At 67.7% G+C, this 24,760-nt stretch carries 18 protein-coding genes and 1 pseudogene; 12 read left to right on the top strand and 7 right to left on the bottom strand.

All coding sequences use genetic code 11. The features are described from left to right. Positions 1–25 precede the first annotated feature (25 nt). From U4012_RS05865 to U4012_RS35885, 6 genes and pseudogenes are all read left to right on the top strand, one after another. Positions 26–4,225, top strand: a complete 4,200-nt coding sequence (locus U4012_RS05865) for a YhdP family protein (protein WP_321796904.1) — start codon at positions 26–28, stop codon at positions 4,223–4,225. A 51-nt stretch (positions 4,226–4,276) separates the two neighbouring features. Beyond that, on the top strand, positions 4,277–5,104 hold the full coding sequence (locus U4012_RS05860) for a carbon-nitrogen hydrolase family protein (protein WP_044844040.1): 828 nt from the start codon (positions 4,277–4,279) through the stop codon (positions 5,102–5,104). Between the two features lie 92 nt (positions 5,105–5,196). After that, positions 5,197–6,663: a metalloprotease TldD gene (gene tldD, locus U4012_RS05855; RefSeq protein WP_057926717.1), complete on the top strand. Its 1,467-nt coding sequence runs from the start codon at positions 5,197–5,199 to the stop codon at positions 6,661–6,663. 397 nt (positions 6,664–7,060) lie between these two features. Continuing rightward, a complete protein-coding gene (gene aroG / locus U4012_RS05850) occupies positions 7,061–8,134 on the top strand; it encodes a 3-deoxy-7-phosphoheptulonate synthase AroG (RefSeq protein ID WP_044844038.1) in 1,074 nt (357 codons plus the stop codon). Positions 8,135–8,253: 119 nt separating this feature from the next. Continuing rightward, on the top strand, positions 8,254–8,562 hold the full coding sequence (locus U4012_RS05845) for a type II toxin-antitoxin system Phd/YefM family antitoxin (protein ID WP_321796898.1): 309 nt from the start codon (positions 8,254–8,256) through the stop codon (positions 8,560–8,562). Further along, positions 8,519–8,611, top strand: a pseudogene (locus U4012_RS35885) (type II toxin-antitoxin system VapC family toxin); the annotation flags it as partial. The gene U4012_RS05845 and the pseudogene U4012_RS35885, both read left to right, overlap by 44 nt. A 309-nt stretch (positions 8,612–8,920) precedes the next feature. Here U4012_RS35885 and U4012_RS05840 read toward each other — a convergent pair. The 3 genes from U4012_RS05840 to U4012_RS05830 form a co-directional block, all read right to left on the bottom strand. Beyond that, positions 8,921–9,718, bottom strand: a complete 798-nt coding sequence (locus tag U4012_RS05840) for a hypothetical protein (protein ID WP_321796896.1) — start codon at positions 9,716–9,718, stop codon at positions 8,921–8,923. Between the two features lie 1,058 nt (positions 9,719–10,776). Next, entirely contained in the window at positions 10,777–11,985 is a 1,209-nt protein-coding gene (gene hmpA, locus U4012_RS05835) for an NO-inducible flavohemoprotein (protein WP_321796894.1), read from the bottom strand. Between the two features lie 93 nt (positions 11,986–12,078). Beyond that, positions 12,079–12,630, bottom strand: a complete 552-nt coding sequence (locus U4012_RS05830; RefSeq protein WP_044844034.1) for a cob(I)yrinic acid a,c-diamide adenosyltransferase — start codon at positions 12,628–12,630, stop codon at positions 12,079–12,081. Between the two features lie 140 nt (positions 12,631–12,770). On the opposite strand from U4012_RS05830, the gene U4012_RS05825 reads away from it, so the two are divergent. The 6 genes from U4012_RS05825 (at position 12,771) to proC (ending at position 20,207) form a co-directional block, all read left to right on the top strand. Then, positions 12,771–14,180, top strand: coding sequence for an FAD-binding oxidoreductase (locus U4012_RS05825; RefSeq protein WP_044844033.1), 1,410 nt, complete (start codon positions 12,771–12,773; stop codon positions 14,178–14,180). Between the two features lie 37 nt (positions 14,181–14,217). Further along, positions 14,218–15,711, top strand: coding sequence for an FAD-linked oxidase C-terminal domain-containing protein (locus tag U4012_RS05820; RefSeq protein WP_044844032.1), 1,494 nt, complete (start codon positions 14,218–14,220; stop codon positions 15,709–15,711). 180 nt (positions 15,712–15,891) lie between these two features. Next, a complete protein-coding gene (gene glcE, locus U4012_RS05815; protein ID WP_044844031.1) occupies positions 15,892–16,980 on the top strand; it encodes a glycolate oxidase subunit GlcE in 1,089 nt (362 codons plus the stop codon). Positions 16,981–17,270: 290 nt separating this feature from the next. Further along, positions 17,271–18,497 (top strand): glycolate oxidase subunit GlcF, encoded by a 1,227-nt coding sequence (gene glcF, locus U4012_RS05810; RefSeq protein ID WP_044844030.1) that lies wholly within the window; start codon positions 17,271–17,273, stop codon positions 18,495–18,497. 148 nt (positions 18,498–18,645) lie between these two features. Continuing rightward, the gene (locus U4012_RS05805; RefSeq protein ID WP_321796889.1) at positions 18,646–19,344 is read left to right on the top strand and encodes a YggS family pyridoxal phosphate-dependent enzyme; all 699 of its coding nucleotides are present in this window, start codon (positions 18,646–18,648) and stop codon (positions 19,342–19,344) included. A gap of 50 nt (positions 19,345–19,394) precedes the next feature. Next, positions 19,395–20,207 (top strand): pyrroline-5-carboxylate reductase, encoded by an 813-nt coding sequence (gene proC / locus U4012_RS05800; protein ID WP_321796887.1) that lies wholly within the window; start codon positions 19,395–19,397, stop codon positions 20,205–20,207. Between the two features lie 102 nt (positions 20,208–20,309). Here the strand turns inward: proC and ubiA are convergent, their stop codons facing one another. The 4 genes from ubiA to katG form a co-directional block, all read right to left on the bottom strand. Further along, positions 20,310–21,182, bottom strand: coding sequence for a 4-hydroxybenzoate octaprenyltransferase (ubiA, locus tag U4012_RS05795; protein ID WP_044844028.1), 873 nt, complete (start codon positions 21,180–21,182; stop codon positions 20,310–20,312). Between the two features lie 298 nt (positions 21,183–21,480). After that, positions 21,481–21,969, bottom strand: a complete 489-nt coding sequence (gene dpsA / locus U4012_RS05790; RefSeq protein WP_044844027.1) for a non-specific DNA-binding protein DpsA — start codon at positions 21,967–21,969, stop codon at positions 21,481–21,483. A gap of 120 nt (positions 21,970–22,089) precedes the next feature. After that, on the bottom strand, positions 22,090–22,224 hold the full coding sequence (locus U4012_RS05785; protein ID WP_268906939.1) for a hypothetical protein: 135 nt from the start codon (positions 22,222–22,224) through the stop codon (positions 22,090–22,092). A 105-nt stretch (positions 22,225–22,329) separates the two neighbouring features. Then, complete coding sequence (katG, locus tag U4012_RS05780) at positions 22,330–24,516, bottom strand: catalase/peroxidase HPI (protein ID WP_044844026.1); 2,187 nt, start codon at positions 24,514–24,516, stop codon at positions 22,330–22,332. Between the last annotated feature and the right edge of the window lie 244 nt (positions 24,517–24,760).

Here is a 24,760-nt window from a genome sequence, read left to right as displayed (position 1 = left end):
TACCATATCGCCGCCCTTCCGCCGCATGTCCGACCGTCAGGAATCCGCCGTAGCTGAGCCCGAAGCGGGACCTCCGAAGCACGATCATCCGGTCCTGCGTCGCGTGTTCAGGGTGACGCTGGCAGTCGGGATCGGCACGTACTTCGTCGCGTCCGGCGTGTTCCTCGGGATGCGCTACGTGCTGCTGCCGCGCATCGACGAATACCGCCCGCGCATCGAGCGCGCGGTGTCCGACAAGCTGCACGCGCAGCTTTCGATCGGCAAGCTGTCTCCGCACTGGTCCGGCATGCAGCCGGGCGTCGAAGTCGCCAACCTCACCATTCGCGGCCGTGACGGCCAGATCGCGCTGTCGGTCCCGCACGCGACGGCCGCGCTGTCGTGGATGTCGCTGCTGCGGCTGTCGCCCGCGCTGTCGAGCCTGATCGTCGACCATCCCGACCTCGTCGTCGCGCGCGCCGCCGACGGCTCGCTGAGCGTCGCGGGCGTCGGCGTCGCGACCACTCACGGCGGCAACGACACGTTCGGCACGTGGCTGCTGAAGCAGGAAGCGATCGTGCTGCGCAACGGCACGCTGCGCTGGCGCGACGCGCAGCACGACGCACCGGAACTCGCGCTGTCCGGCATCCGCCTCGCGGTGCTCAACCACGGCCGCGAGCACAAGGCCGCGCTGCAGGCGCCCGCGAACGGCACGCTGCTGCTCGGCCCGCTCGATTTCCGCGCGCGTTTCCGCCACAAGCCGCTCGCGCCGATCGGCAAGCCGACGAACTGGACCGGCGACGCGTACCTGTCGACCGGCCCGGTCGACCTGCAGACGCTCGGCCGCTATCTCGACATTCCGCTCACGATCCACGCGGGCCGGATCGACAACGCGATCTGGGCGACCTTCCAGGACGGCCACCTGCGCTCCGCGGGCGGCGACCTGCAGGGCGCCGACGTCGTGCTGCGCGTCCGACCGACCCAGCCGCGCCTCGACGTGCCGACGGTCGGGTTCGGCTGGGACATGGCGCTGGACGCCGGCCACGACTACACGCTGCACCTGACGCGCTTCAACGCGGAGCTCGGCCAGCCGCCGCTGCCGGACGGCACGCCGCTCGCCCGTTCGCTCGCGCTGTCGACGCTGACTGCCCGCTACCGCGTGCCGACCGCCGACCAGGGGCAGCTGCTGAGCGTCGTCGGCGACCGTGTCGATCTCGGCATCCTCAGCGAGTTCATCCGCGGGCTGCCGCTGCCCGCGCGGCTGCGCAACGAGCTGATCAAGCTCGACCCGCGCGGGATGGTGTCGAACTATCACATCGAGGTCGAACGCGCGAAGCCGGCGCGGGCCGAGCTCGCCGACGAAGAGCGGCGCACCGGCGCCGCGCCGATCGTCCGCTACCGTTTCCTCGGCGATCTGCAGGGCATCAGCGTCGCCGCGCAGGAGCCGCCGCCGGGTCTTTCCCCGCGCGGTCACCCGCGCGCCGGCTGGCCGGGCGTCGAGAATTTGTGGGGCCGCATCGACGCGAACGAAACCGGCGGCAGCGCGCACTTCGACACGGTCAATGCGGCGGTCACGGTACCCGGCGAATTCGACGAGCCGCGCCTGACCTTCGACCGGCTGCGCGGCAACGCGAAATGGGTGATCACGCCGGCGCCGGGCGAGAAGCACGCGCGCGTCGACGTGACGTTGCCCGACCTGTTCGTCGCGAACCCCGATGCGGAAATCGCGGTGTCGGGGACGTACACGAACCCCGGCCACGGCCGTGGCTCGCTCGACCTGCGCGCGGATTTCGCGCGCGCATCGGTGGCGCGCATCCCGCGCTACCTGCCGACCGGGATGTCCGAGCACCTGCGCGACTATCTCGGCCATGCGCTGCAGGACGGCCAGGTGACCAAGGGGGCGTCGATCGTCGCCCGCGGCCCGCTCGAGAAATTCCCGTTCGAACACGAGCCGGACGCCGGCGTGTTCCACATCGTCGCGCCGTTCACCGGCGGGCGCTTCGAGCCGACGCCGTACCCGCCGCGCAAGCTCGCGAACGGCACGCCGAGCATCTGGCCCGCACTCGACGGAATCGACGGCGTGTTCGAGCTCGCGCAGAACAAGCTGCGCTTCGACATCGCGCGCGCGCACTACAAGCGCGTCGCGCTGACGAAGGTCGCCGGCCGGATCGACGATCTCGGCAATCCGTCGAAGTCGCCGCTCGTCATCGACGGCCATGCGCAAGGCCCGCTCGCGGACCTGATCGACTACGCGGACAACAGCTCGCTCGGCGCGATGAGCGGGCACATCGGCCAGCGGATCGATGCGCAGGGGCCCGCGGCGCTCGCGCTCAAGATCACGATTCCGCAGCACGTTCCGCATCCGCATACGCACGTCGAGGGCGCACTCGCGTTCGGCGGCAACACGCTGTCGACCGACGGCGTGCCGCCGCTGTCCGCGCTGCGCGGCAGCGTGCGCTTCAGCGAGGCCGGCGCGTCGCTGCACGAGCTGTCGGGGCGCTTCCTTGGCGGCCCGGTGCGCGCGAACGGCAACTTCCAGTCGCACGGCCCGTACGCGGTGGACGTCGACGGCAAGCTCGCGCTCGACGCGGCGCGCGGCCTGAACCTGCGCGGCACGGCCGCGGCGCTGCTCGAGCACGTGGTCGGCGACGCGCCGTACCAGCTCGCCGTGCGTGGCGCGCCGGGCCGCCTGCCGGAGGTCACCGCGCATTCCGACCTGACGGGCGTCGCGCTGAATTTCCCGGCGCCGTTCGCGAAACCGGCCGGCACGCCGATGCCGTTCCGCTTCACGCTGCAGCCGGCCGCCCAGGCCGGCGGCAAGCGCCTCGAGCATGCCGACCTGACGCTCGGGCCCGTGTCCGCGACCTACCTGCTCGACGCCACGTCGGGCCAGCCGCTGCGCGCGGTGCGCGGCGCGATGGGCATCCACCGGATGCCCGATCTGCCGCAGGACGGCGTGAGCGCCGCCGTCGACGTCGACGAACTGGATGCCGACGCGTGGCTCGCGCTCGCCCGCACGCTGCAGCACGACACGCCGCGCGCGCCGGAGCCGCAGGCCGCGCCGCGCGTCGACGTCGCGAGCTTCACGCCGAAGCGCTTCGCGCTCCACTTCGGCACGCTGAAGCTGCTCAAGCGCAACTGGGAAAACGTGATCATCGGCGCGTCGCACGTCGACGAGCTGTGGCAGGCGAACATCGCGTCGAACCAGGTCTCGGGCTACCTGTCGTGGGCGCCGGGCGGCGGCCACAACGGTGCGGGCGTGCTGAACGCGCGGCTCGCGAAGCTCGTGATCCCGCAGAGCGCGCAGCACGACCTCGTCGGCCGCGCGATGAACCTGCCGACGCCGACCGACCGGCCGATGCCGTCGGTCGACCTGATCGTCGACCAGGTCGTCGCGCGCGATCACGACATCGGCCGGCTCGTCGTCAACGCGCGCAACCTCGAGGAAGACGGCGCGCCGGTGTGGCAGCTCGACAAGTTCGAGCTGGCGAACCCGGCCGCGAAGCTGACGGCGACCGGCAACTGGCGCACGTCGCGCCGCGCGCTGGCCCGCGGCGTCGACGAAAACGAAGCGCCGCGCCGCAGCGTGTTCGACTTCAAGCTCGACGTCGGCAACGCGGGCGCGCTGCTCGACCTCGTCGGCCTGCCGCGCACGCTTGCAAACGGCCACGGCACCGTGACCGGCAAGGTCGGCTGGCGCGGCGGCCCGACCGCGGTCGATCTGCCGTCGCTCGGCGGCCAGGTCGCGCTCGACCTGGAACACGGCCAGATCCTGAAGGTCGATCCGGGTGCCGCGAAACTGCTCGGCGTGCTGAGCCTGCAGAGCCTCGCGCGCTTCCTGACGCTGAATTTCCGCGACGTGATCGGCAAGGGGCTGCCGTTCGACAAGATCACGGGCACCAGCCGGATCTCGAACGGGATCGCGCGCACCGACGACTTCTCGATGACGACGGCGCCGGCGAACGTGACGGTGCGCGGCGCGGTCGACCTCGGCGCCGAGACGCAGGACCTGCACGCGCACGTCGCGCCGAAGATCGGCGCCGGCACGGCAGCAATCGCGGCCGCGATCATCAATCCGCTGCTGGGTGTCGGCGTGCTGGCCGCGAACTACGCGCTGTCGGAGACGCTGTCGCACGCGTTCGCGCTCGACTACGCGATCACGGGCTCGTGGGCGCATCCGCACATCGAGCGGGTGCGAGGCGATCAGGGTAAGATGAATCACGGTCCGGCCGATGCGGCGAGCCACTGACGCGCGCAGGGTGCCGGGCCGCACCCCATTTATGACGCAACCGATCCAGCGATGACCGATCACACCCGTTCCGCCACGCCCTTTCGGGTCGCCGCGCTGCAGATGGTGAGCACGCCGGACGTCGCACGCAATCTCGCCGAAGCCGGCCGCCTGATCGCGGAAGCGGCCGGCGACGGCGCGCAGCTCGTCCTGCTGCCCGAGTATTTCTGCTTCATGGGCCATCGCGACACCGACAAGCTCGCGCTCGCCGAACCCTACCGCGACGGTCCGATCCAGCGCTTCCTGTCGGAGGCCGCGCACCGTCACGGCATCTGGGTGATCGGCGGCACGCTGCCGCTGAAGGCGCCGGAGCCCGATCGCGTGCTGAACACGACGCTCGTGTTCGACCCGAACGGCCAGGAAGCCGCCCGCTACGACAAGATCCACCTGTTCAACTTCGAGAAAGGCGACGAATCGTTCGACGAGGCGCGCACGATCCGCGCGGGCGACACGGTCGTCGCGTTCGACGCGCCGTTCGGGCGGGTCGGCCTGTCGGTCTGTTACGATCTGCGCTTTCCGGAGCTGTATCGCAGGATGGGCGACTGCGCGCTGATCGTCGTGCCGTCGGCGTTTACGTATACGACGGGCCGCGCGCACTGGGAAATGCTGCTGCGCGCGCGGGCCGTGGAGAACCAGTGCTACGTGCTCGCGGCCGCGCAAGGCGGCAAGCACGAGAACGGCCGGCGCACCTGGGGCCACAGCATGCTGATCGACCCGTGGGGCGAGATCGTCGCGGTCCGCGACGAAGGCGCGAGCGTCGTGACCGGCGCGCTCGATCCGCAGCGCATCGCCGACGTGCGCCAGAGCCTGCCCGCGTGGCGGCATCGCGTGCTGGCCTGAACCGCTGAACCGCCCGGCGCTTGAAACGCCGCCCGGCCAACCCATCTGCCCAGAACGCACCCGACAACTTTTTGAGAACCCTCGATACCCGCATGAACATCATCGAACCCGGCATCCGCAATCTTGCGCTGGCGAAGGACATCCTCCTCACGCCGTACGGCCTCGACGAGAGCCTGCTCACGCGCACGATCGCCGACATCTTCACGCATCGCGTCGACTACGCCGACCTGTACTTCCAGGCGACCCGCAGCGAAGCGTGGAGCCTCGAGGAAGGCATCGTGAAGTCGGGCAGCTTCAGCATCGACCAGGGCGTCGGCGTGCGCGCGGTCGCGGGCGATCGCACCGCGTTCGCGTACTCGGACGACCTGTCGCCGGAAGCCATCGCGCAGGCGGCCGCGGCCACCAAGGCGATCGCGGCGGCCGGCGGCGGCCGCCAGAAGATCAAGGCGGCCACTTCCCTGAAGGGCATCTCGGGCCGCGACCTGTACCTGCCGTCCGATCCGCTCGCGTCGCTCGACGCGACCGCGAAGGTCAAGCTGCTCGAGCGCATCGAGCAGATGGCGCGCGGGCGCGACCCGCGCGTCACGCAGGTGATGGCGGGCCTCGCCGGCGAATACGACGTCGTGCTGGTCGCGCGCAGCGACGGCGCGCTCGCGGCCGACATCCGCCCGCTCGTGCGCGTGTCGGTCACGGTGATCGCCGAACAGAACGGCCGCCGCGAGATCGGCTCCGGCGGCGGCGGCGGCCGCTTCGACTACGGCTACTTCACCGACGACGTGCTGTCGCGCTACGTCGACGACGCCGTGCACGCGGCGCTCGTCAACCTCGACGCGCGCCCCGCGCCGGCCGGCGCGATGACCGTCGTGCTGGGGCCGGGCTGGCCGGGCGTGCTGCTGCACGAGGCGATCGGCCACGGCCTCGAGGGCGACTTCAACCGCAAGGGTTCGTCGGCGTTCGCCGGCCGGATCGGCGAGCAGGTCGCCGCGAAGGGCGTGACGGTGGTCGACGACGGCACGCTGCCGAACCGCCGCGGCTCGCTGAACATCGACGACGAAGGCAACCCGACGCAGTGCACGACGCTGATCGAGGACGGCATCCTGAAGGGCTACATCCAGGACACGCTGAACGCGCGCCTGATGAAGATGCCCGTCACCGGCAACGCGCGGCGCGAGTCGTACGCGGCGCTGCCGATGCCGCGCATGACCAACACGTACATGCTGAACGGCGACAAGGATCCGCAGGAAATCATCGCGTCGGTGAAGAACGGCCTGTACGCGGTGAACTTCGGCGGCGGCCAGGTCGACATCACGAACGGCAAGTTCGTGTTCTCGGCGTCCGAGGCGTACATGATCGAGAACGGCAAGATCACCTACCCGGTGAAGGGCGCGACGCTGATCGGCAGCGGCCCGGAATCGCTGAAGTACGTGAGCATGATCGGCAACGACATGTCGCTCGACTCGGGCGTCGGCGTGTGCGGCAAGGAAGGCCAGAGCGTGCCGGTCGGCGTCGGCCAGCCGACCCTGCGGATCGACAAGATGACGGTCGGCGGTACGGCATAACCGCATCGCGGCGCAGACAATCCGCGCATTTTGGCAAAAGTGCGCGGATTCTCCGCATTTTTGAGCACCCCCGGTTGCCAGCGACGCGGCGACCGGGTATAAATTCCGAATCAACTTTTTTGACGAACCGAATCTCCGTCATGTCCGCCAAGTTTTATTTTTACTTTTTTTGGCATCTCAGACCGCTGGCGGATCGAGAGGGTTGATGGCGCGTGAAGCGCAACCGAAATTCCCGAAAAACCGCCGGCGAACCCGGCGGTTTTTTTTCGCCCTTCGCCACCCGGTCGCCGCCGCAGCGGATCCCGCGGCCCCGACCGAAATCACTGAATCGCTTGAATCGATGAATCTGCCGCACGCGCACTGACCGAACGGCGCCCGCAAAACCAGGAGAAACAGCATGCCCCCGCACAACACCGACGACGTCCGCATCCGCGAACTCAAGGAACTGACGCCGCCCGCCCACCTGATCCGCGAATTCGCGTGCTCCGAGGCCGCGTCCGAGCTGATCTACAACTCGCGCCAGTCGATGCACCGCATCCTGCACGGGATGGACGACCGGCTGATCGTCGTGATCGGGCCGTGCTCGATCCACGATACGAAGGCGGCGATCGAGTACGCGGGGCGGCTCGTGAAGGAGCGCGAGCGCTTCAACGGCGAGCTGGAAATCGTGATGCGCGTGTACTTCGAGAAGCCGCGCACGACGGTCGGCTGGAAGGGGCTCATCAACGATCCGCACCTCGACAACAGCTTCAAGATCAACGAAGGGCTGCGCACCGCGCGCGAGCTGCTGCTGCAGATCAACGAGATGGGGCTGCCGGCCGCGACCGAATACCTCGACATGATCAGCCCGCAGTACATCGCCGACCTGATCTCGTGGGGCGCGATCGGCGCACGCACGACCGAGTCGCAGGTGCACCGCGAGCTGGCGTCGGGGCTGTCGTGCCCGGTCGGCTTCAAGAACGGCACCGACGGCAACGTGAAGATCGCGGTCGACGCGATCAAGGCCGCATCGCAGCCGCACCATTTCCTGTCGGTGACGAAGGGCGGCCATTCGGCGATCGTGTCGACGGCCGGCAACGAGGACTGCCACGTGATCCTGCGCGGCGGCAAGACGCCGAACTACGACGCGGACAGCGTGAACGCCGCGTGCGCGGACATCGGCAAGGCCGGCCTCGCCGCGCGCCTGATGATCGACGCGAGCCACGCGAACAGCTCGAAGAAGCACGAGAACCAGATTCCCGTGTGCGCGGACATCGGCCGCCAGGTCGCGGCCGGCGACGAGCGCATCGTCGGCGTGATGATCGAGTCGCACCTCGTCGAGGGGCGCCAGGACCTGAAGGAAGGCTGCCCGCTGACCTACGGCCAGAGCATCACCGACGCGTGCATCGCGTGGGACGACAGCGTGAAGGTGCTCGAAGGCCTCGCGGAATCGGTGAAGGCGCGCCGCGTCGCGCGCGGCAGCGGGAACTGACAGGCGACACCGGCCCGGACCGTGGCTTCCCGCTTGCCAGCGGGTTGCCATGGTTCGACTGCGGCCGGTATCCGGTCCTGCTAGGCTAGCTAACACGCCCTAGCTAACCGGAGGTACTCATGTCGACCGTCAACATGCATGATGCCAAGTCGCGGCTTTCAAGTCTCGTCGAGGCACTGGAACTGGGGCGCGAATCCGAAGTCGTGATCGCCCGCAATGGCCATCCGGTCGCCTGCATCGTTCCCTACACGGCGCCTCGCCGCATCGGCGCCGCTCGTCAGCTGCTTGCCGGCCTGAACATCCCGACGACCGTCGAAGCATTCAACGCCGGCGACGAATCGATTGCCGCCGATTTCGATGCCAGCGCCGAGCGAGGACTCGCGCGTGAAGCTGTTGCTCGACACGCATATCGCGCTGTGGGCGGCTGAAGGCGCGCCGCAACTGTCGCCGACCGCCGTCGCATTTGGTCGACGCCCCGGACCCTGCAGTCCCCCCGGAATCACCGCCTCCACCACTGGCTGCCAGCAGCACTACGACGATGGCGACCAGCGAGGTACCGGCGGCTTTCAAGAAATATGGAAATCTGGAGGCGCGCTCATTACGCGCCAGGGAAGGAATTTCCATGGTGGCCTCCTTGGAGGCAGTGTCTCGGTGCGCGCAACGGGCGGCGCTGCGCGGCAACCACGGACGGCAACTTGAACACGTGAGGCACCCCGTACCGGCAACCGTGCGACCTCTCGCTTCGAGCACGGCAAGGCGAGAGCCTGCCGTCCGGCGATCGGCGATTTACCTGCCCATCGTAAGCAGCAGGGTAACGTCCTTGACGATATCGAACGCTGGGGACCCGGGGTACAGGTCATTGGCAAGCAGGTGGATTGTGCCTCCGTAATGAATCGTGTGCGAACCAGGCGGCAACTGCAGCATCAGAAAATAGCCCTCTCCCACTGATGTGCCGTTTCCGCCGGTATTTTCAAAAATCCATGGCGTGGGGGCATGAAAGTGAAATTGCCGGGTCTCGGCATGATAGGTCGTGAGATTAGTGACAGGCACATTGTCAATAGTGCAGAACAGGTTGCCGATGCGGCTGAAGAACTTTTCGGCGATGGCTTGTTGCCCGGCTGCGGTAGTGGCGAAGAAGGGCGGGTCATCGAGCGACGAGGCCTCCACATCGAGCATGGTCAGAAAGATGGCCTTGCCCGCCGGGATAATCGTCGCGGACTGATTGCACATCTGATTGGGACTGTCGGGTGCGGACCAATACCAGACGTCCCCGGTTTGCCCCGCTGAGATGGGGCGAGTGCAGTCGTTAAACGGATGCGGCAGGGTTGGGTCATTGACCGGCAGTGCCAACGCCCACTGCCAAAATGAGGCCGCCCACTCGGCATACGTTTGCCCCTCGAACGTCCCGTTCGGCGGGACAATTTGAGTGTTCGTGACAGCTGCGGGTGCAACAGCGTCGCGGGTCACGGCCGCCCCGACCGCGCTGCCGCTGTCCCCGCCACATCCGGTGAATGCCGTTGCAACCGATATAACGATTGCCGATGTCTGCAATGCTCTCTTCAGCAGAAGAACTAGGTTGTTCATGGCGACCTCCAACAGGCCAAAGCGTGTTCTTGAGGAGAGCCGGAACTGCTGGGACGCTGTTCGAAGAGCCAACGGACAACGACCGACGCAGTGCCGGACGGTGATGGCGTAAAAGTTTGCCAAAGGTGTTGCTGGGGCTGATATCTAGGCGAATGACGCAATCGACCGACCTCTGTGCTTCGTGAGCAAGAGAGACAAGCGCATGCGTACGCCTGGGTGGGCGTGCCAGGGCGCTACCGATGGAGTATCGAGAGTGCGTGCTGGAAGCAAGTGTCCATAGTCGCCGATTCGCCTTAATTCACTACTGCACGTTCCCCGGACACCAAGGACGCTCACAACGAGGCGAGCTGCATTACGGAATGTTACAGATTTATCGCTTAAGCCTAGGCCAGCAATAGACGGATTGCAACCGGCGAAGAATATAAATCAGAGCAGCGAACGGCTGAACGTCGTACCGGATACCGATGCCGCAACCCCACGAAGTGAAAATTACGAAAACTTTAATACGAGGTTTTCAAAACTTTCCAGGTCAAACGAGCTTCGCGTTCTGCCTTGATTCGTATGGAAATAGACCTATTCTCCGCACGCACACCCGTTCGCCTTTGCGGCACGATGGCGCGCGTTTTGTAACACTTAACTGCACGCATTTATTGTGAATGCAAACTGTATTGCACTTTAAAAATCTAGATTTCAATGCCAGATAGTAGTCGCATTTGTCGATTTATTCTTATAAACAGAAAGCATCAATCAAAGAATAATAGTTTGCAAATAAATCATCATTCCACTTCCCCACCAAAACGATCCTTTAAGCATCGCAAGCTTACTTAAAAAGTCGTATAGTCGCTCCACGGCTCAATGCCATTACAGCGAATTTCGCAACGGAAAGTTCGAGCTTTTTTGCGCTACTACCGCTATAACTCCACACGCTCCCTACTAACCATCCGCCGAGGCACTTTAGAGCGCTAGGGGTAACTCAGACATAATGCCGCGCAGCACGAAAAAAACCCGGCTCGCGCCGGGTTTTTTCATTGCCCCGGCCGGAACCGGCCGTCAGATCCTCACTCGAGCGCGCCCGAGCCGAAGATTTCGGTGTTGATGCGTTCCGGCGCGACGCCGAGCGCGACCAGCGCATCGCGTTGCGCCTTCATGAACGCGATCGGGCCGCAGATGTAGTAGTCGGCATCCGCCACCAGCGCGTATTGCTTCACGCGTTCCGGCGTCAGGCGCCCTTCGAGGTCGTGATCGATGCCGACGCGATCGTTCGGGCCGACCAGCTCGTACAGCACCGTGCGCTTCATGTTCGCGTGTTCGCGCACCGTATCGTTCAGCCAGTCGCGGAACGCATGCACCGCGCCCGACCGGCATGCGTGGACGAACCGCACTTCACGCGTGCTGCCTTCGCCGACCAGCGTCGAGGCCATCGACACCATCGGCGTGAGCCCGACGCCGCCTGAGATCAGCACGACCGGCGTATCGGCGCCGCGCTTCAGCGAGAATTCGCCCATCGGCGCCGTCACCTCGACGATCGCGCCCTCCTCCACGCCGTCATGCATCAGCGTCGACACCTTGCCGGCCGGGATCGCTTCCGGCTGGCCGGCCTCGCGCTTCACCGAGATGCGCAGCCACTTGCCGTGCGGCGCGTCGGACAGGCTGTACTGGCGCGGCTGATCGACGCCGAGATCGCCGACGAAGCGCTTCACCGTGACGTACTGGCCCGGCGCGAAGGTCGGCGCGTCGCCGCCGTCGGCGGGTGTCAGGTAGAACGACGTGATCTCGTCGCTCTCACGCACCTTGCGGGCAACCTTGAACGGACGGAAGCCGCTCCACGCTGCGCCCGCGTACAGGTCGGCCTCGGCGCCGATCAGGATCTGCGCGAGCTGGCCGTACGCGACGCGCCATGCCTCGATCGTCTGAGCATCGACCGCATCGCCGAGCACTTCGACGATCGACGCGAGCAGGTTCTCGCCGACGATCGGGTAATGCTCGGGGCGGATGTTCAGGCTCGCGTGCTTGTGCGCGATGTGCGACACCGCCCCGCCGAGCGCGCCGAGGTTGTCGATGTTCGCCGCATACGCATAGACCGCCTTCGCGAGCGTTTCCGGCTGGCTGCCGGTCTTCTGGTGCGTCTGGTTGAACAGGTTCTTCAGTTCCGGATGCCGCGCGAACATGCGCTGGTAGAAATGCTTCGTGATCGTCGCGCCGTGCACGGCGAGGACAGGGGCAGTGGCCTTCACGCGAGCCATCTGGTCAGCGGTGATGTGGGTCATGTCGTTCTCCGTTAAACATGCGCTTACGATACATCTTTAAAAACAGACGTCCGTCGGGCAAATTGTCGCAGTGCGGAAACACGACGCCGGGGGTCAGCGGACGCGCCCGCGCTCCCACAGCACGTCCGAGCCGCCATCCGCGCGGTTCAGCACACGCGCCAGCACGAACAGCAGGTCCGACAGCCGGTTCACGTAACGCCGCGGCGCGTCATTGAGCGTATCGGTGCGCCCGAGCGCGACGATCGAGCGCTCCGCGCGGCGGCACACCGTCCGGCAGACGTGCGCGAGCGATGCCGCGCGCGAGCCGGCCGGCAGGATGAATTCCTTCAGCGGCGGCAGCGTCGCGTTGTAGTCGGCCAGCCACGTGTCGAGGCGCGCGAGGTGCGTGTCGTCGAGCACCGCATGGCCGGGAATGCACAGCTCGCCGCCGAGATCGAACAGGTCGTGCTGGATCGTGACGAGCGCCGTGCGCACGTCGTCCGGCAGCGTCTCGGCGAGCAGCACGCCAAGATTCGAGTTCAGTTCGTCGACGTCGCCGATCGCGGCGATCCGTGCGTCGTCCTTGCCGATGCGCCGGCCGTCGCCGAGGCCCGTGGTGCCGTCGTCGCCCGTGCGCGTCGCGATCTTGCTCAAGCGGTTGCCCATGCGAATGTCCTCTCGTGCGCGGCCGCGATGCGGCCCGGTTGGGTTGGTACGCGATTATCGCAGCCCGCGGCGGCGGGCGCAGCGGGCGTTCCAGCGTAGAATGGACCGAAAGTTTGACAAGCAGTCGTCAGGAGACATTCGTGAATCACCCTGCCCCGCCGGCCGCCACGCGCCGCCCGCTGCCCCCCGCCATGCTCGATGCGCTGCGCGCCGCCTTCGGCGAGCGCGTGTCGACCGCCGACGCCGTGCGCGCCCATCACGGCCGCGACGAATCGCCGTTCGATCCGCAGCTGCCCGACGCCGTCGTGTTCGCCCGCAACGCCGATGAAGTCCGCGAAGTCGTGTCGCTGTGCGCGCTCTACAGCGTGCCGCTGATCCCGTACGGCGCCGGCTCGTCGCTCGAAGGTCATCTGCTCGCGGTGCGCGGCGGCGTCTCGCTCGACCTGTCGGAAATGAACCGCGTGCTGTCGATCAACGCGGAAGACCTGACGGTCACGGTCGAACCGGGCATCACGCGCAAGGCGCTCAACGAAGCGCTGCGCGACACCGGCCTGTTCTTCCCGATCGATCCGGGCGCCGACGCCAGCATCGGCGGGATGACCGCGACCCGCGCGTCGGGCACCAACGCCGTGCGCTACGGAACCATGCGCGAGAACGTGCTCGGCCTGACCGCCGTGCTCGCCGACGGCCGCGTCGTGAAGACGGGCTCGCGCGCGCGCAAGTCGTCCGCCGGCTACGACCTCACGCGCCTGTTCGTCGGCTCCGAAGGCACGCTCGGCGTGATCACCGAGATCACGCTGCGCCTGCATCCGCTGCCCGAAGCCGTGTCGGCCGCGATCTGCACGTTCCCGTCGATGGGCGACGCGGTGCGCACGGTGATCGAAACGATCCAGATCGGCGTGCCGATCGCGCGCGTCGAATTCGTCGACGCGCTCGCGGTGCGCTCGATCAACCGCCATTCGAACCTGACGCTCGCCGAAGCGCCGACGCTGTTCTTCGAATTCCACGGCACCGAGGCCGGCGTGAAGGAACAGGCCGAGCTCGTGCAGGCGCTCGCGGGCCAGAACAACGGCCAGGGCTTCGAATGGGCGACCCGCCCCGAGGACCGCACGCGGCTCTGGGCCGCGCGCCACAACGCGTACTTCGCGATGCTGCAGCTGAAGCCCGGCTGCCGCGCGGTGACGACCGACGTGTGCGTGCCGATCTCGCAGCTCGCCGCGTGCGTCGAGGAAACCGAGATCGACCTGCGCGCATCGTCGCTGCCCTGCCCGATCGTCGGCCACGTCGGCGACGGCAATTTCCACGTCGCGATCCTGATCGATCCCGACAAGCCCGAGGAAATCGACGAAGCCGAACGCATCAACGACCGGATCGTCGAGCGCGCGCTGCGCCTCGGCGGCACCTGCACCGGCGAACACGGCGTCGGGCTGCACAAGATGCGCTTCCTGCCGAAGGAGCACGGCGACAACGCGATCGACGCGATGCGCGCGATCAAGCTGGCGCTCGATCCGCGCAACCTGATGAATCCCGGCAAGATCTTCACGTGCTGACACGGCGGCGCGCCGCCGCGCCCCGACTGGAGACCCAATGAACGCTTCCGTCGAACTGTCGAGCGCGACCCGCGCGCAGCGCCAGCGCGAAGTCGTGCAGGCGCTGATGGCCGTGCTGCCGACGCATTGCCTGCTGTTCCGCGACGAAGACACCGCGCCGTACGAATGCGACGGCCTGTCGGCGTACCGCCGGCTGCCGCTCGCGGTCGCGCTGCCCGAAACCGAATCGCAGGTGCAGCGGATCGTGCAGATCTGCCGCCGCATGGAAGTGCCGATCGTGCCGCGCGGCGCCGGCACGAGCCTGTCCGGCGGCGCGCTGCCGATCGCGAACGGCGTCGTGCTGTCGCTCGCGCGCTTCACGCGCATCGTCGAGGTCGATCCGTACGCGCGCACGGCCACCGTGCAGCCCGGCGTGCGCAACCTCGCGATTTCGGAAGCCGCCGCGCCTTACGGGCTGTACTACGCCCCCGATCCTTCGTCGCAGATCGCCTGCACGATCGGCGGCAACGTCGCGGAAAATTCCGGCGGCGTCCATTGCCTGAAATACGGGCTGACGGTGCACAACGTGATGCGCGTGCGCGCGGTCACGATCGACGGCGAGGTCGTCGAATTCGGCTCGCTCGGTCTCGACGCGCCGGGCCTCGACCTGCTCGCGGTGATGATCGGCAGCGAAGGGATGTTCGCGATCGTCACCGAAATCACGGTGAAGCTGATCCCGAAGCCGCAGACCGCGCAGCTCGTGATGGCGAGCTTCGACGATGTCGTGAAGGGCGGCGAGGCGGTCGCCGCGATCATCGCGTCGGGGATCATCCCGGCGGGGCTGGAGATGATGGACAAGCCGGCCACCCAGGCCGTCGAGGCGTTCACGCACGCGGGCTACGACCTCGACGCGAAGGCGATCCTGCTGTGCGAATCGGACGGCACGCCCGAAGAAGTCGCGGAGGAAATCGTCCGCATGACGGCCGTGCTGCGCGAGCATGGCGCGACGCGCATCCAGGTGTCGCGCAACGAAAGCGAGCGGCTGCGCTTCTGGTCCGGCCGCAAGAACGCGTTCCCGGCCGCCGGGCGCATTTCCGCCGACTATTACTGCATGGACGGCACCGTGCCGCGCCGTGCGATCGGCCCGCTGCTCGCCCGCATCGAGCAGCTCGAGACGCGCTACGGGCTGCGCTGCATCAACGTGTTCCATGCCGGCGACGGCAACATGCATCCGCTGATCCTCTACAACGCGAACGATCCGGACGAGCTGCACCGCGCCGAGCAGTTCGGCGCGGAAATCCTCGAATGCTGCGTGGAATTCGGCGGCAGCGTGACGGGCGAGCACGGCGTCGGCATCGAAAAGCTGAATTCGATGTGCGTGCAGTTCTCGCCGCAGGAGCGCGATGCGTTCTTCGCGGTCAAGCGCGCGTTCGATCCGGCCGGGCTGCTGAACCCCGACAAGGGCATCCCGACCCGCGCGCGCTGCGCCGAATACGGCCGCCAGCACGTGCGCGGAGGGCTGCTGCCGCACCCCGACCTGCCGCGCTTCTGAGCGCCGCGCGGTGCGCGGCCCGTGCCGCCGCGCGGGCCGCGATGTGCCGCCCTGCCCGCGCCGGCCGTGCGCGCGGCGACGCCCGCATGCATTCGTCATGCGTGGCTTAGGGATAGTCGCGATGTGGATTCGCGCCACCCCGGTACAATCGACCGGACAACAACGAGGCAGCAATACAACATGGAAGAGGACGACATCGTCGCCGGATGGGCCGAACGCGTCCGCGCCGCCAGTGCCGACGGCCGGCCGCTGCGGATTCGCGGCGGCGGCACCAAGGACTGGTACGGCCAGGCGCTGGACGGCGAAATACTCGACACGCGCGCGTTTCAGGGCGTCGTGTCGTACGACCCGGCCGAACTCGTCGTCACGGTCCGCGCGGGCACGCCGCTCGCGCAGCTTGAAGCCGTCCTCGCCGAGTGCGGCCAGATGCTGCCGTTCGAGCCGCCTCACTTCGGCCGCGCGGCCACCGTCGGCGGCTGCGTCGCGGCGGGCCTCGCGGGGCCGCGCCGCGCGACCTGCGGCGCGCCGCGCGATTTCGTGCTCGGCGTCACGCTGATGAACGGCCGCGGCGAAGCGCTGCGCTTCGGCGGGCAGGTCGTGAAGAACGTCGCCGGCTACGACGTGTCGCGGCTGATGGCCGGCTCGCTCGGCACGCTCGGGCTGATGCTCGAGCTGTCGATCAAGGTGCTGCCGGTGCCCGTCGCCGAAGTCACGCTGAAGTTCGAGATGACCGCGACCGACGCGGTGCGCAAGCTCAACGAATGGGGCGGCCATCCGCTGCCCGTCAGCGCGAGCGCGTGGCGCAACGGCACGCTCGTGCTGCGGCTGTCGGGCGCCGAGGCGGCCGTGAAATCGGCGAAGACGCTGCTCGGCGGCGAAGTCGTCGACGCGGTCGAGGCCGAGCGCTTCTGGGCAGCCGTGCGCGAGCACACCGACCCGTTCTTCAACGGCATCCCGCCCGGCTATGCGCTGTGGCGGCTCGCGCTGCCGTCGATCACCGAACCGATGCACCTGCCCGGCACCCAGCTGATGGAATGGGGCGGCGCGCAGCGCTGGTGGATCACCGACGCCGACGCGCAGACGGTGCGCATGAGCGCGAAGCAGGCCGGCGGCCATGCGACGCTGTTCCGCGCGGGCGAGTCGTACGACCGCAGCGCGGGCGTGTTCACGCCGCTGCCCGCGCCGCTGATGAAGATTCACCGCGGGCTGAAGGCTGCGTTCGATCCCGCGCGCATCTTCAACCGCGGCCGGCTTTACCCTGATCTTTAGGGTCTGTTTATATATGGAACGCACATGCGAATGCCCGAAATCGCGCGTAGGGCAAGAAGTGAGGAGCGCCGTTTGGCCGAGCCAAACAAGCGACGAGCGACGCCGCCATACGGGCGATTTCGGGCATTCCCGTGGAATGAATCTTTTGATTAGGGGTTGCCACGAGAACGGCCGCTCGCCGCGTTGCGCTCCTTGCGAATACGCCAGTATTCGCGGCGTCACGCGCCTCGCGAGCGGCCGTTCTCGTGGCAACGCATGCGCGTTCCATATATAAACAGACCCTAAGATCGATGCAAACGAACCTCGCCGATTTCATCCGCAATACGCCCGACGGCGACGAGGCCGACGCGATCCTGCGCAAGTGCGTGCATTGCGGCTTCTGCACCGCGACGTGCCCGACCTATCAGCTGCTCGGCGACGAACTCGACGGCCCGCGCGGCCGCATCTACCTGATCAAGCAGATGGTCGAAGGCGCGCCCGTCACGCGCAGCACGCAGCAGCACCTCGACCGCTGCCTCACCTGCCGCAGCTGCGAGACGACCTGCCCGTCGGGTGTCCAGTACGGCCGGCTCGTCGAAATCGGCCGCAAGCACGTCGAGGCGCAAGTGCAGCGCCCGGTGCAGCAACGGCTCGTGCGCCGCGTGCTCGCCAGCCTCGTGCCGAACGCGGCGCTGTTCTCGCCGCTCATGCGGCTCGGCCAGCACATGCGGCCGCTCTTGCCGAAACGGCTGCGCGACAAGGTGCCGCCGCGCACGCGGCTGCTCGAATGGCCGCAGCGCCCCCATTCGCGCAAGATGCTGATGCTCGCCGGCTGCGTGCAGCCGTCGATGCTGCCGAACATCAACATCGCGACCGCGCGCGTGCTCGACGCGCTCGGGGTCGAGACGATCGTCGCGCCCGACGCGGGCTGCTGCGGCGCGATCCGCCTGCACCTGAACTATCACGACGAAGCGCTCGACGACGCGCGCCGCAACATCGACGCGTGGTGGCCGTACGTCGAGCAAGGCGCCGAGGCGATCGTGATGAACGCAACGGGCTGCGGCGCGACGGTGCTCGAATACGCGCACCTGCTGCGCGACGATCCGGCCTATGCGGAGAAGGCGCAGCGCATCGTCGCGCTGACGCGCGACATCTCCGACGTGCTGCTCGCGTTCGAGGCCGAGATCGCGACGCTCGCGCGGCGCCGCGCGATCCATACCGTCGCGTACCACCCGCCGTGCACGCTGCAGCACGGCCAGCAGTCGCGCGGCAAGGTCGAGCGCCTGCTCGAGACGCTCGGCATCGACGTGCGGCTGCCGGCCGACAGCCATCTGTGCTGCGGCTCGGCCGGCACCTATTCGCTGACGCAGCCGTCGCTGTCGTACCGGCTGCGCAAGCAGAAGCTGCTGAAGCTGCAGGCACTCGAGCCGCAGATGATCGTGTCCGGCAACGTCGGCTGCATCGCGCACCTGCAAAGCGGCACGCAGATTCCGGTCGCGCACTGGATCCAGCTCGTCGAACATCTGCTGTACGGCTGACGCGGATGGCCGGCCCCGCCGGCGCCCCGTCCGTATAATGGGCGAACCGATGCGGCGCGTGCCGTGCCGCATCCGCTGCCGCGTTCGTCGCCGCATTCGTCATCATTCGCCGCCGTACTCGCTTCCCGTGCCTGCTTCCGTGCCCGTCATGTCCGATTTCGCCGTCCGTCTCGATTCCGTTCACCGCCGCATCGCCGACGCCGCCCGCGCGGCCGGCCGCGATCCCGCCGCCGTCTCGCTGCTCGCCGTGTCGAAGACGTTTCCCGCCGACGACGTGCGCGCCGCGCATGCGGCCGGCCAACGCGCGTTCGGCGAGAACTACGTGCAGGAATCGATCGACAAGATCGACGCGCTCGCGGATCTGCGCGCCGCGCTCGAATGGCATTTCATCGGGCCGCTGCAATCGAACAAGACGCGCCCGGTCGCCGAACGGTTCGACTGGGTCCATTCGGTCGACCGGCTGAAGATCGCGCAGCGCCTCGCCGAACAGCGCCCCGCGCACCTGCCGCCGCTCAACGTATGCGTTCAGGTGAACATCAGCGGCGAGGCGTCGAAGAGCGGTGTCGCGCCGGCCGACGTGGCCGACGTCGCGCGCGCGGTCGCCGCGCTGCCGGCGCTGCGCCTGCGCGGCCTGATGGCGATTCCCGAGCCGGCCGGCGATATCGATGCGCAACGCGTGCCGCATCGCGCGCTGCGCGCGCTGTACGACGCATTGCGCGCCGACGGCCTGCCGCTCGACACGTTGTCGATGGGCATGTCCGCCGATCTCGAGGCCGCGGTGCTCGAAGGCGCGACCATCGTGCGCGTCGGCACCGCGATCTTCGGCGCCCGCGATTATTCGCACTGAGCGCCGCCCTTTTCCGCCTTCCCGTTCACTCACTTGCTCAATTCGACACCATGAAAATCGCATTCATCGGCGGCGGCAACATGGCCGCGGCCCTGATCGGCGGCCTGATCAAGCGCGGCGTCGCCGCTGACGGCCTGTATGCCATCGACGTCAACGAAGACGCCCGCGCGCGCACCGCGCAGCAGTTCGACATCCGCACCGGCGCGGCCGTCGACGCGACGCTCGCGGACTACGACGCGATCGTGCTCGCGGTGAAACCGCAGGTGCTGAATGACGTCGCGCAGGCGCTCGCGCCGCACCTAAAGTCGCAGCTCGTGATCAGCATCGCGGCCGGCATCCGCGGCACCGACCTCGCCCGCTGGCTCGGCGACTACGCACGCGTCGTGCGCACGATGCCGAACACGCCGGCGCTGGTCGGCATGGGCGTGACGGGCCTCGCCGCGCTGCCGGGCGTCGACGCGGCCGGTCGCGAGCTCGCGTCGAACGTGCTCGGCGCGGTCGGCGAGATCGTCTGGTTCGACGACGAAGCGCAGCTCGACGCGGTCACGGCGATCTCGGGCAGCGGCCCGGCGTACGTGTTCTATTTCATCGAAGCGCTGCAGGAAGCCGCGCGCCGCCTCGGCATGAACGACGAACAGGGCCGCGCGCTGGCGGTCGCGACGTTCGCGGGCGCCGCGCAACTCGCCGCGCAGTCGGGCGAACCGGCGAGCGTGCTGCGCGAGCGCGTGACGTCGAAGGGCGGCACGACGGCCGCCGCGCTCGCGTCGTTCGACGCGCAAGGCGTGAAGGAAGCGATCGTGCGCGGCGCGCTCGCGGCCGAGGCACGCGCGAAGGAAATGGGCGACGAGCTCGGTCGCGCGTAAGCGCCACGTCGTCGGCCGGGCTTGCCCGGCCGCGCCAACAAAAAAAGCGGCCGCGGCCGCTTTTTTGTTGGCATCGCGCGCCGGCGAGGCGCCCGTACCGCTTCAATTGGCAGCCGGCCCCGCCAGCAGGTAATGCACGGCGATCCCCGCGAACAGCACGCCGCCGAGCCAGTTGTTGTGCCGGAACGCCGCGAAGCACGGCATCCGCTCGCGATCCTTGATCAGCGTGTAGTGATACAGCGCGCAGCCGACCGCCGCGGCCCAGCCGGCCCAGTACGCGAGACCGAAGCCGAGCGTCACGCCGATCCACACGTAGATGCCAAGCGTCACCGCATAGCACGCCATCACGGCCGCGACGTCGAAGCGGCCGAACGTCAGCGCGGACGTGCGAATGCCGATCTTGATGTCGTCGTCGCGGTCGACCATCGCGTATTCGGTGTCGTACGCGACCGACCAGAAGATGTTCGCCACCAGCATCACCCACGCGAGCGTCGGCACCGTGTCCTGCACGGCCGCGAACGCCATCGGGATGCCGAAGCCGAACGCGATGCCGAGATACGCCTGCGGAATCGCGAAGAAACGCTTCATGAACGGGTACGAGCCGGCGACGAACAGCGCGACGACCGACAGCTCCTTCGTCAGCGTGTTGAGCGGCTGGATCAGCAGGAACGCGATGAACGACAGCACCACCGCGATCGCGACGGCTTCCCATGCGCGGATCTTGCCCGACGTCAGCGGCCGGTCGGCCGTGCGCTTCACGTGACGGTCGAAATCGCGGTCCGCATAGTCGTTCATCGCGCAGCCGGCCGAGCGCATCAGCAGCGTGCCGAGCGCGAAGATCACCAGCAGCGGCCAGCGCGGATGACCGTCCGACGCGATCCACAGCGCGTTGAGCGTCGGCCAGAGCAGCAGCAGGCTGCCGATCGGCTTGTCCATCCGGACGAGCCGCAGATACAGGGGAAAGCGGGCGAGCATGGCGAACCACCGGGAAGAGAATCCCGGCATTTTAGAGCCGAGCGGCGGTTCGCGTCATGTCGGGACGGCCCGCAGCCGGGTGAGGCGGCACGCGCGCAGGCTGCTCGGGCCCGCTGCACGCGGCCGAGCAGCCGCATACGTCAATCAGGGGACAGATGCATGGGCGGGGCGGGGCCCGCCCTGCCCGATATTCGATGCCGAGGCGGGCAATCCGGCCCCGCTTCCAGTTCGGGACACCGCCCGATTGCCGATCACCCGCTGACACCGGCCGCACGACGCACGGCCGGTCACGCCGGATTCAGGCAAGCAGCGACCGCAGCATCCACGCGGTCTTTTCATGCGTCTGCAGGCGCTGCGTCAGCAGGTCGGCGGTCGGCTCGTCGCTCGCCGCATCGGCGATCGGGAAAATTTCGCGCGCGGTGCGCACGACCGTCTCGTGCCCTTCGACGAGCTGGCGGATCATCTCTTCGGCCGCCGGCACGCCGTTCGCTTCCGGCACCGACGACAGCTTCGCGAAATCCGCGAACGTGCCCGGCGCGACGACGCCGAGCGTGCGAATGCGCTCGGCGACCAGGTCGACCGCGAGCCACAGTTCGTTGTACTGCTCTTCGAACATCAGATGCAGCGTGTTGAACATCGGACCCGTGACGTTCCAGTGGAAGTTGTGGGTCTTCAGGTACAGCGAAAACGTATCGGCGAGCAGACGCGACAGGCCGTCCGCGATCTTCTTGCGGTCCTTGTCGCTGATGCCGATGTTGATCTGCGTGGCGTTGCCTTTCCTGGCCATCTTCGGGACTCCTCATTCGAAATGTTGAACCGGCGAAAACGCGTCGAGCAATCCGCATGCCGCGCCGTGCGGCATCCGTTCGCGACGTGCCAGTCTAGCGCGGCGCGCGATTCGCTGCGCTCAGCCGCCGAGCGCGTGCAGCGCCTGTGCGACCAGCTCGGCCGCCCCGCCGATGACGATCGCGAAACCGACGATACGGCGCGCCAGCTCGGCCGGCGTGAACGCGGCGCGCATGTTCAGCATCATTTGCGTCATGGTCGTCACTCCTTCGACAAGACCTTGAATCGGAAGAAAAAACGGCCGGTCGTGCGACCGGCCGTTTCACGTTTACAGCGTGACTGCGTCAGCGCATCGCGACTTTCACGCGAGGTCGAAGCGGTCGAGGTTCATCACCTTGTTCCAGGCCGCGACGAAATCGCGCACGAACTTCTCGTGTGCGTCGGCGCTGCCGTACACCTCGGCCAGCGCCCGCAGCTGCGAGTGCGAACCGAAGATCAGGTCGACGCGCGTGCCGGTCCACTTGACCTGGCCCGTCGCCCGGTCGCGCCCTTCGAACACGTCGTTCGCGGCCGACACCGGCTTCCACTCCGTGCCCATGTCGAGCAGGTTCACGAAGAAGTCGTTGGTCAGCGCGCCCGGACGATCGGTGAACACGCCGTGCTTTGCGTCACCGACGTTCGCGCCGAGCACCCGCAGGCCGCCGACGAGCACCGTCAGCTCCGGCCCGCTCAGCGTCAGCAGCTGGGCCTTGTCGACCAGCAGCGCCTCGGCCGGCGTCTTGTACGCGTGCTTCAGGTAGTTGCGGAAACCGTCCGCAACCGGCTCGAGCACGGCCATCGCCTCGATGTCGGTCTGCTCTTGCGACGCGTCCATCCGGCCCGGTGCGAACGGCACCGTCACCGCGACACCCGCGTTCTTCGCAGCCTGTTCGACGCCGGCTGCACCGGCGAGCACGATCAGGTCGGCGAGCGACACCTTCTTGCCGCCCGTCTGCGCATCGTTGAACGCCTTCTGCACGCCTTCGAGCGTCTCGAGCACCGCGGCAAGCGCCGCCGGCTGGTTCACTTCCCAGTCCTTCTGCGGGGCGAGGCGAATGCGCGCGCCGTTCGCGCCGCCGCGCTTGTCCGAACCGCGGAACGTGGAAGCCGACGCCCACGCGGTCGACACGAGCTGCGCGACCGACAGGCCCGACGCGAGCACCTTCGCCTTCAGCGCCGCGACGTCGGCGGCGTCGATCAGCGGGTGGTCGACGGCCGGGATCGGGTCTTGCCACAGCAGGTGCTCGGCCGGCACTTCCGGGCCCAGATAGCGCGCACGCGGACCCATGTCGCGGTGCGTGAGCTTGAACCAGGCGCGCGCGAACGCGTCGGCGAACTCGGCCGGGTTCTCGTAGAAGCGGCGCGAGATCTTCTCGTAGGCCGGGTCGAAACGCAGCGACAGGTCGGTTGTCAGCATCGTCGGGCGATGCTTCTTCGCCGGATCGAACGCATCGGGAATCACCTCGTCGGCGCCCTTCGCAACCCACTGGTGCGCGCCGGCCGGGCTCTTGGTCAGTTCCCATTCATAGCCGAACAGGTGCTTGAAGAAGTCGTTGCTCCACTTCGTCGGCGTCGACGTCCACGTGACTTCGAGGCCGCTCGTGATCGCGTCGCGGCCCTTGCCCGATGCGTACGTGCTCTTCCAGCCGAGGCCCTGCTGCTCGATGCCCGCCGCTTCCGGCTCGGGGCCGACGTTCGTGGCGGGGCCGGCGCCGTGCGTCTTGCCGAACGTGTGGCCGCCGGCGATCAGCGCGACCGTCTCTTCGTCGTTCATCGCCATCCGCGCGAACGTCTCGCGGATGTCGCGGGCCGCCGCGACCGGGTCGGGGTTGCCGTCCGGGCCTTCCGGGTTCACGTAGATGAGGCCCATCTGCACGGCCGCGAGCGGGTTCTCGAGATCACGGTCGCCCGAGTAGCGGCTGTTCGGGCCGCCGCTCAGTTCCAGCCAGATCTTTTCCGAACCCCAGTAGACGTCGTCCGGTTCCCACGTGTCGACGCGGCCGCCCGCGAAGCCGAAGGTCTTGAAGCCCATCGATTCGAGCGCGACGTTGCCGGTCAGGATCATCAGGTCGGCCCACGAGATGTTGCGGCCGTACTTCTGCTTGATCGGCCACAGCAGCCGGCGCGCCTTGTCGAGGTTGCCGTTGTCCGGCCAGCTGTTCAGCGGCGCGAAGCGCTGTTGCCCGCCGCCCGCGCCGCCGCGGCCGTCGGCGGTCCGGTACGTGCCGGCGCTGTGCCAGGCCATCCGGATGAACAGGCCGCCGTAGTGGCCGAAGTCGGCCGGCCACCAGTCCTGCGACGTGGTCATCAGCGCCTGCAGGTCGCGCTTCACCGCCGCGAGGTCGAGCTTCTTGAACGCTTCCGCGTAGTCGAAATCCTTGTCCATCGGATCGGACAGCGCCGAGTGCCGGTGCAGGATGTTGAGATTGAGCTGGTTCGGCCACCAGTCCCTGTTCGACGTGCCGCCGGCCGCCGTATGGTTGAACGGACACTTCGATTCGGTCGACATGCTTTTTCTCCTTTGCTTGACTCGTAAGCCCCCACTTGCCGGGCGCGGTTCATGGAGCATTGCGGGGGGATGAAACGGAACAGGTTGATCCTGTCGTACTACGGGGTGTCAGGCCGCGTGGCCTTCGATGCGGGTTGCGGGACTTCGGACATGCAACGCTCCCTCATGGCTGAACGGCGGTGAGTCGTGGAACACCGAACCGGCATGCAACGGCACTCATCCGCCATACGTACGGTCCGCCAGG

Source organism: Burkholderia sp. BCC1988 (assembly GCF_905339895.1).
Taxonomy (GTDB): domain Bacteria; phylum Pseudomonadota; class Gammaproteobacteria; order Burkholderiales; family Burkholderiaceae; genus Burkholderia.
This window is presented reverse-complemented; position numbering and strand designations above follow the sequence as displayed.

Coding starts and splice junctions, on each gene's coding strand:
- hmpA (WP_321796894.1), bottom strand. CDS start 11,985: ATGACCCACATCACCGCTGACCAGATGGCTCGCGTGAAGGCCACTGCC.
- glcF (WP_044844030.1), top strand. CDS start 17,271: ATGCAAACGAACCTCGCCGATTTCATCCGCAATACGCCCGACGGCGAC.
- U4012_RS05830 (WP_044844034.1), bottom strand. CDS start 12,630: ATGGGCAACCGCTTGAGCAAGATCGCGACGCGCACGGGCGACGACGGC.
- U4012_RS05805 (WP_321796889.1), top strand. CDS start 18,646: ATGTCCGATTTCGCCGTCCGTCTCGATTCCGTTCACCGCCGCATCGCC.
- glcE (WP_044844031.1), top strand. CDS start 15,892: ATGGAAGAGGACGACATCGTCGCCGGATGGGCCGAACGCGTCCGCGCC.
- U4012_RS05845 (WP_321796898.1), top strand. CDS start 8,254: ATGTCGACCGTCAACATGCATGATGCCAAGTCGCGGCTTTCAAGTCTC.
- U4012_RS05785 (WP_268906939.1), bottom strand. CDS start 22,224: ATGACGCAAATGATGCTGAACATGCGCGCCGCGTTCACGCCGGCCGAG.
- proC (WP_321796887.1), top strand. CDS start 19,395: ATGAAAATCGCATTCATCGGCGGCGGCAACATGGCCGCGGCCCTGATC.
- tldD (WP_057926717.1), top strand. CDS start 5,197: ATGAACATCATCGAACCCGGCATCCGCAATCTTGCGCTGGCGAAGGAC.
- U4012_RS05820 (WP_044844032.1), top strand. CDS start 14,218: ATGAACGCTTCCGTCGAACTGTCGAGCGCGACCCGCGCGCAGCGCCAG.
- U4012_RS05860 (WP_044844040.1), top strand. CDS start 4,277: ATGACCGATCACACCCGTTCCGCCACGCCCTTTCGGGTCGCCGCGCTG.
- dpsA (WP_044844027.1), bottom strand. CDS start 21,969: ATGGCCAGGAAAGGCAACGCCACGCAGATCAACATCGGCATCAGCGAC.
- aroG (WP_044844038.1), top strand. CDS start 7,061: ATGCCCCCGCACAACACCGACGACGTCCGCATCCGCGAACTCAAGGAA.
- katG (WP_044844026.1), bottom strand. CDS start 24,516: ATGTCGACCGAATCGAAGTGTCCGTTCAACCATACGGCGGCCGGCGGC.
- U4012_RS05865 (WP_321796904.1), top strand. CDS start 26: ATGTCCGACCGTCAGGAATCCGCCGTAGCTGAGCCCGAAGCGGGACCT.
- U4012_RS05840 (WP_321796896.1), bottom strand. CDS start 9,718: ATGAACAACCTAGTTCTTCTGCTGAAGAGAGCATTGCAGACATCGGCA.
- ubiA (WP_044844028.1), bottom strand. CDS start 21,182: ATGCTCGCCCGCTTTCCCCTGTATCTGCGGCTCGTCCGGATGGACAAG.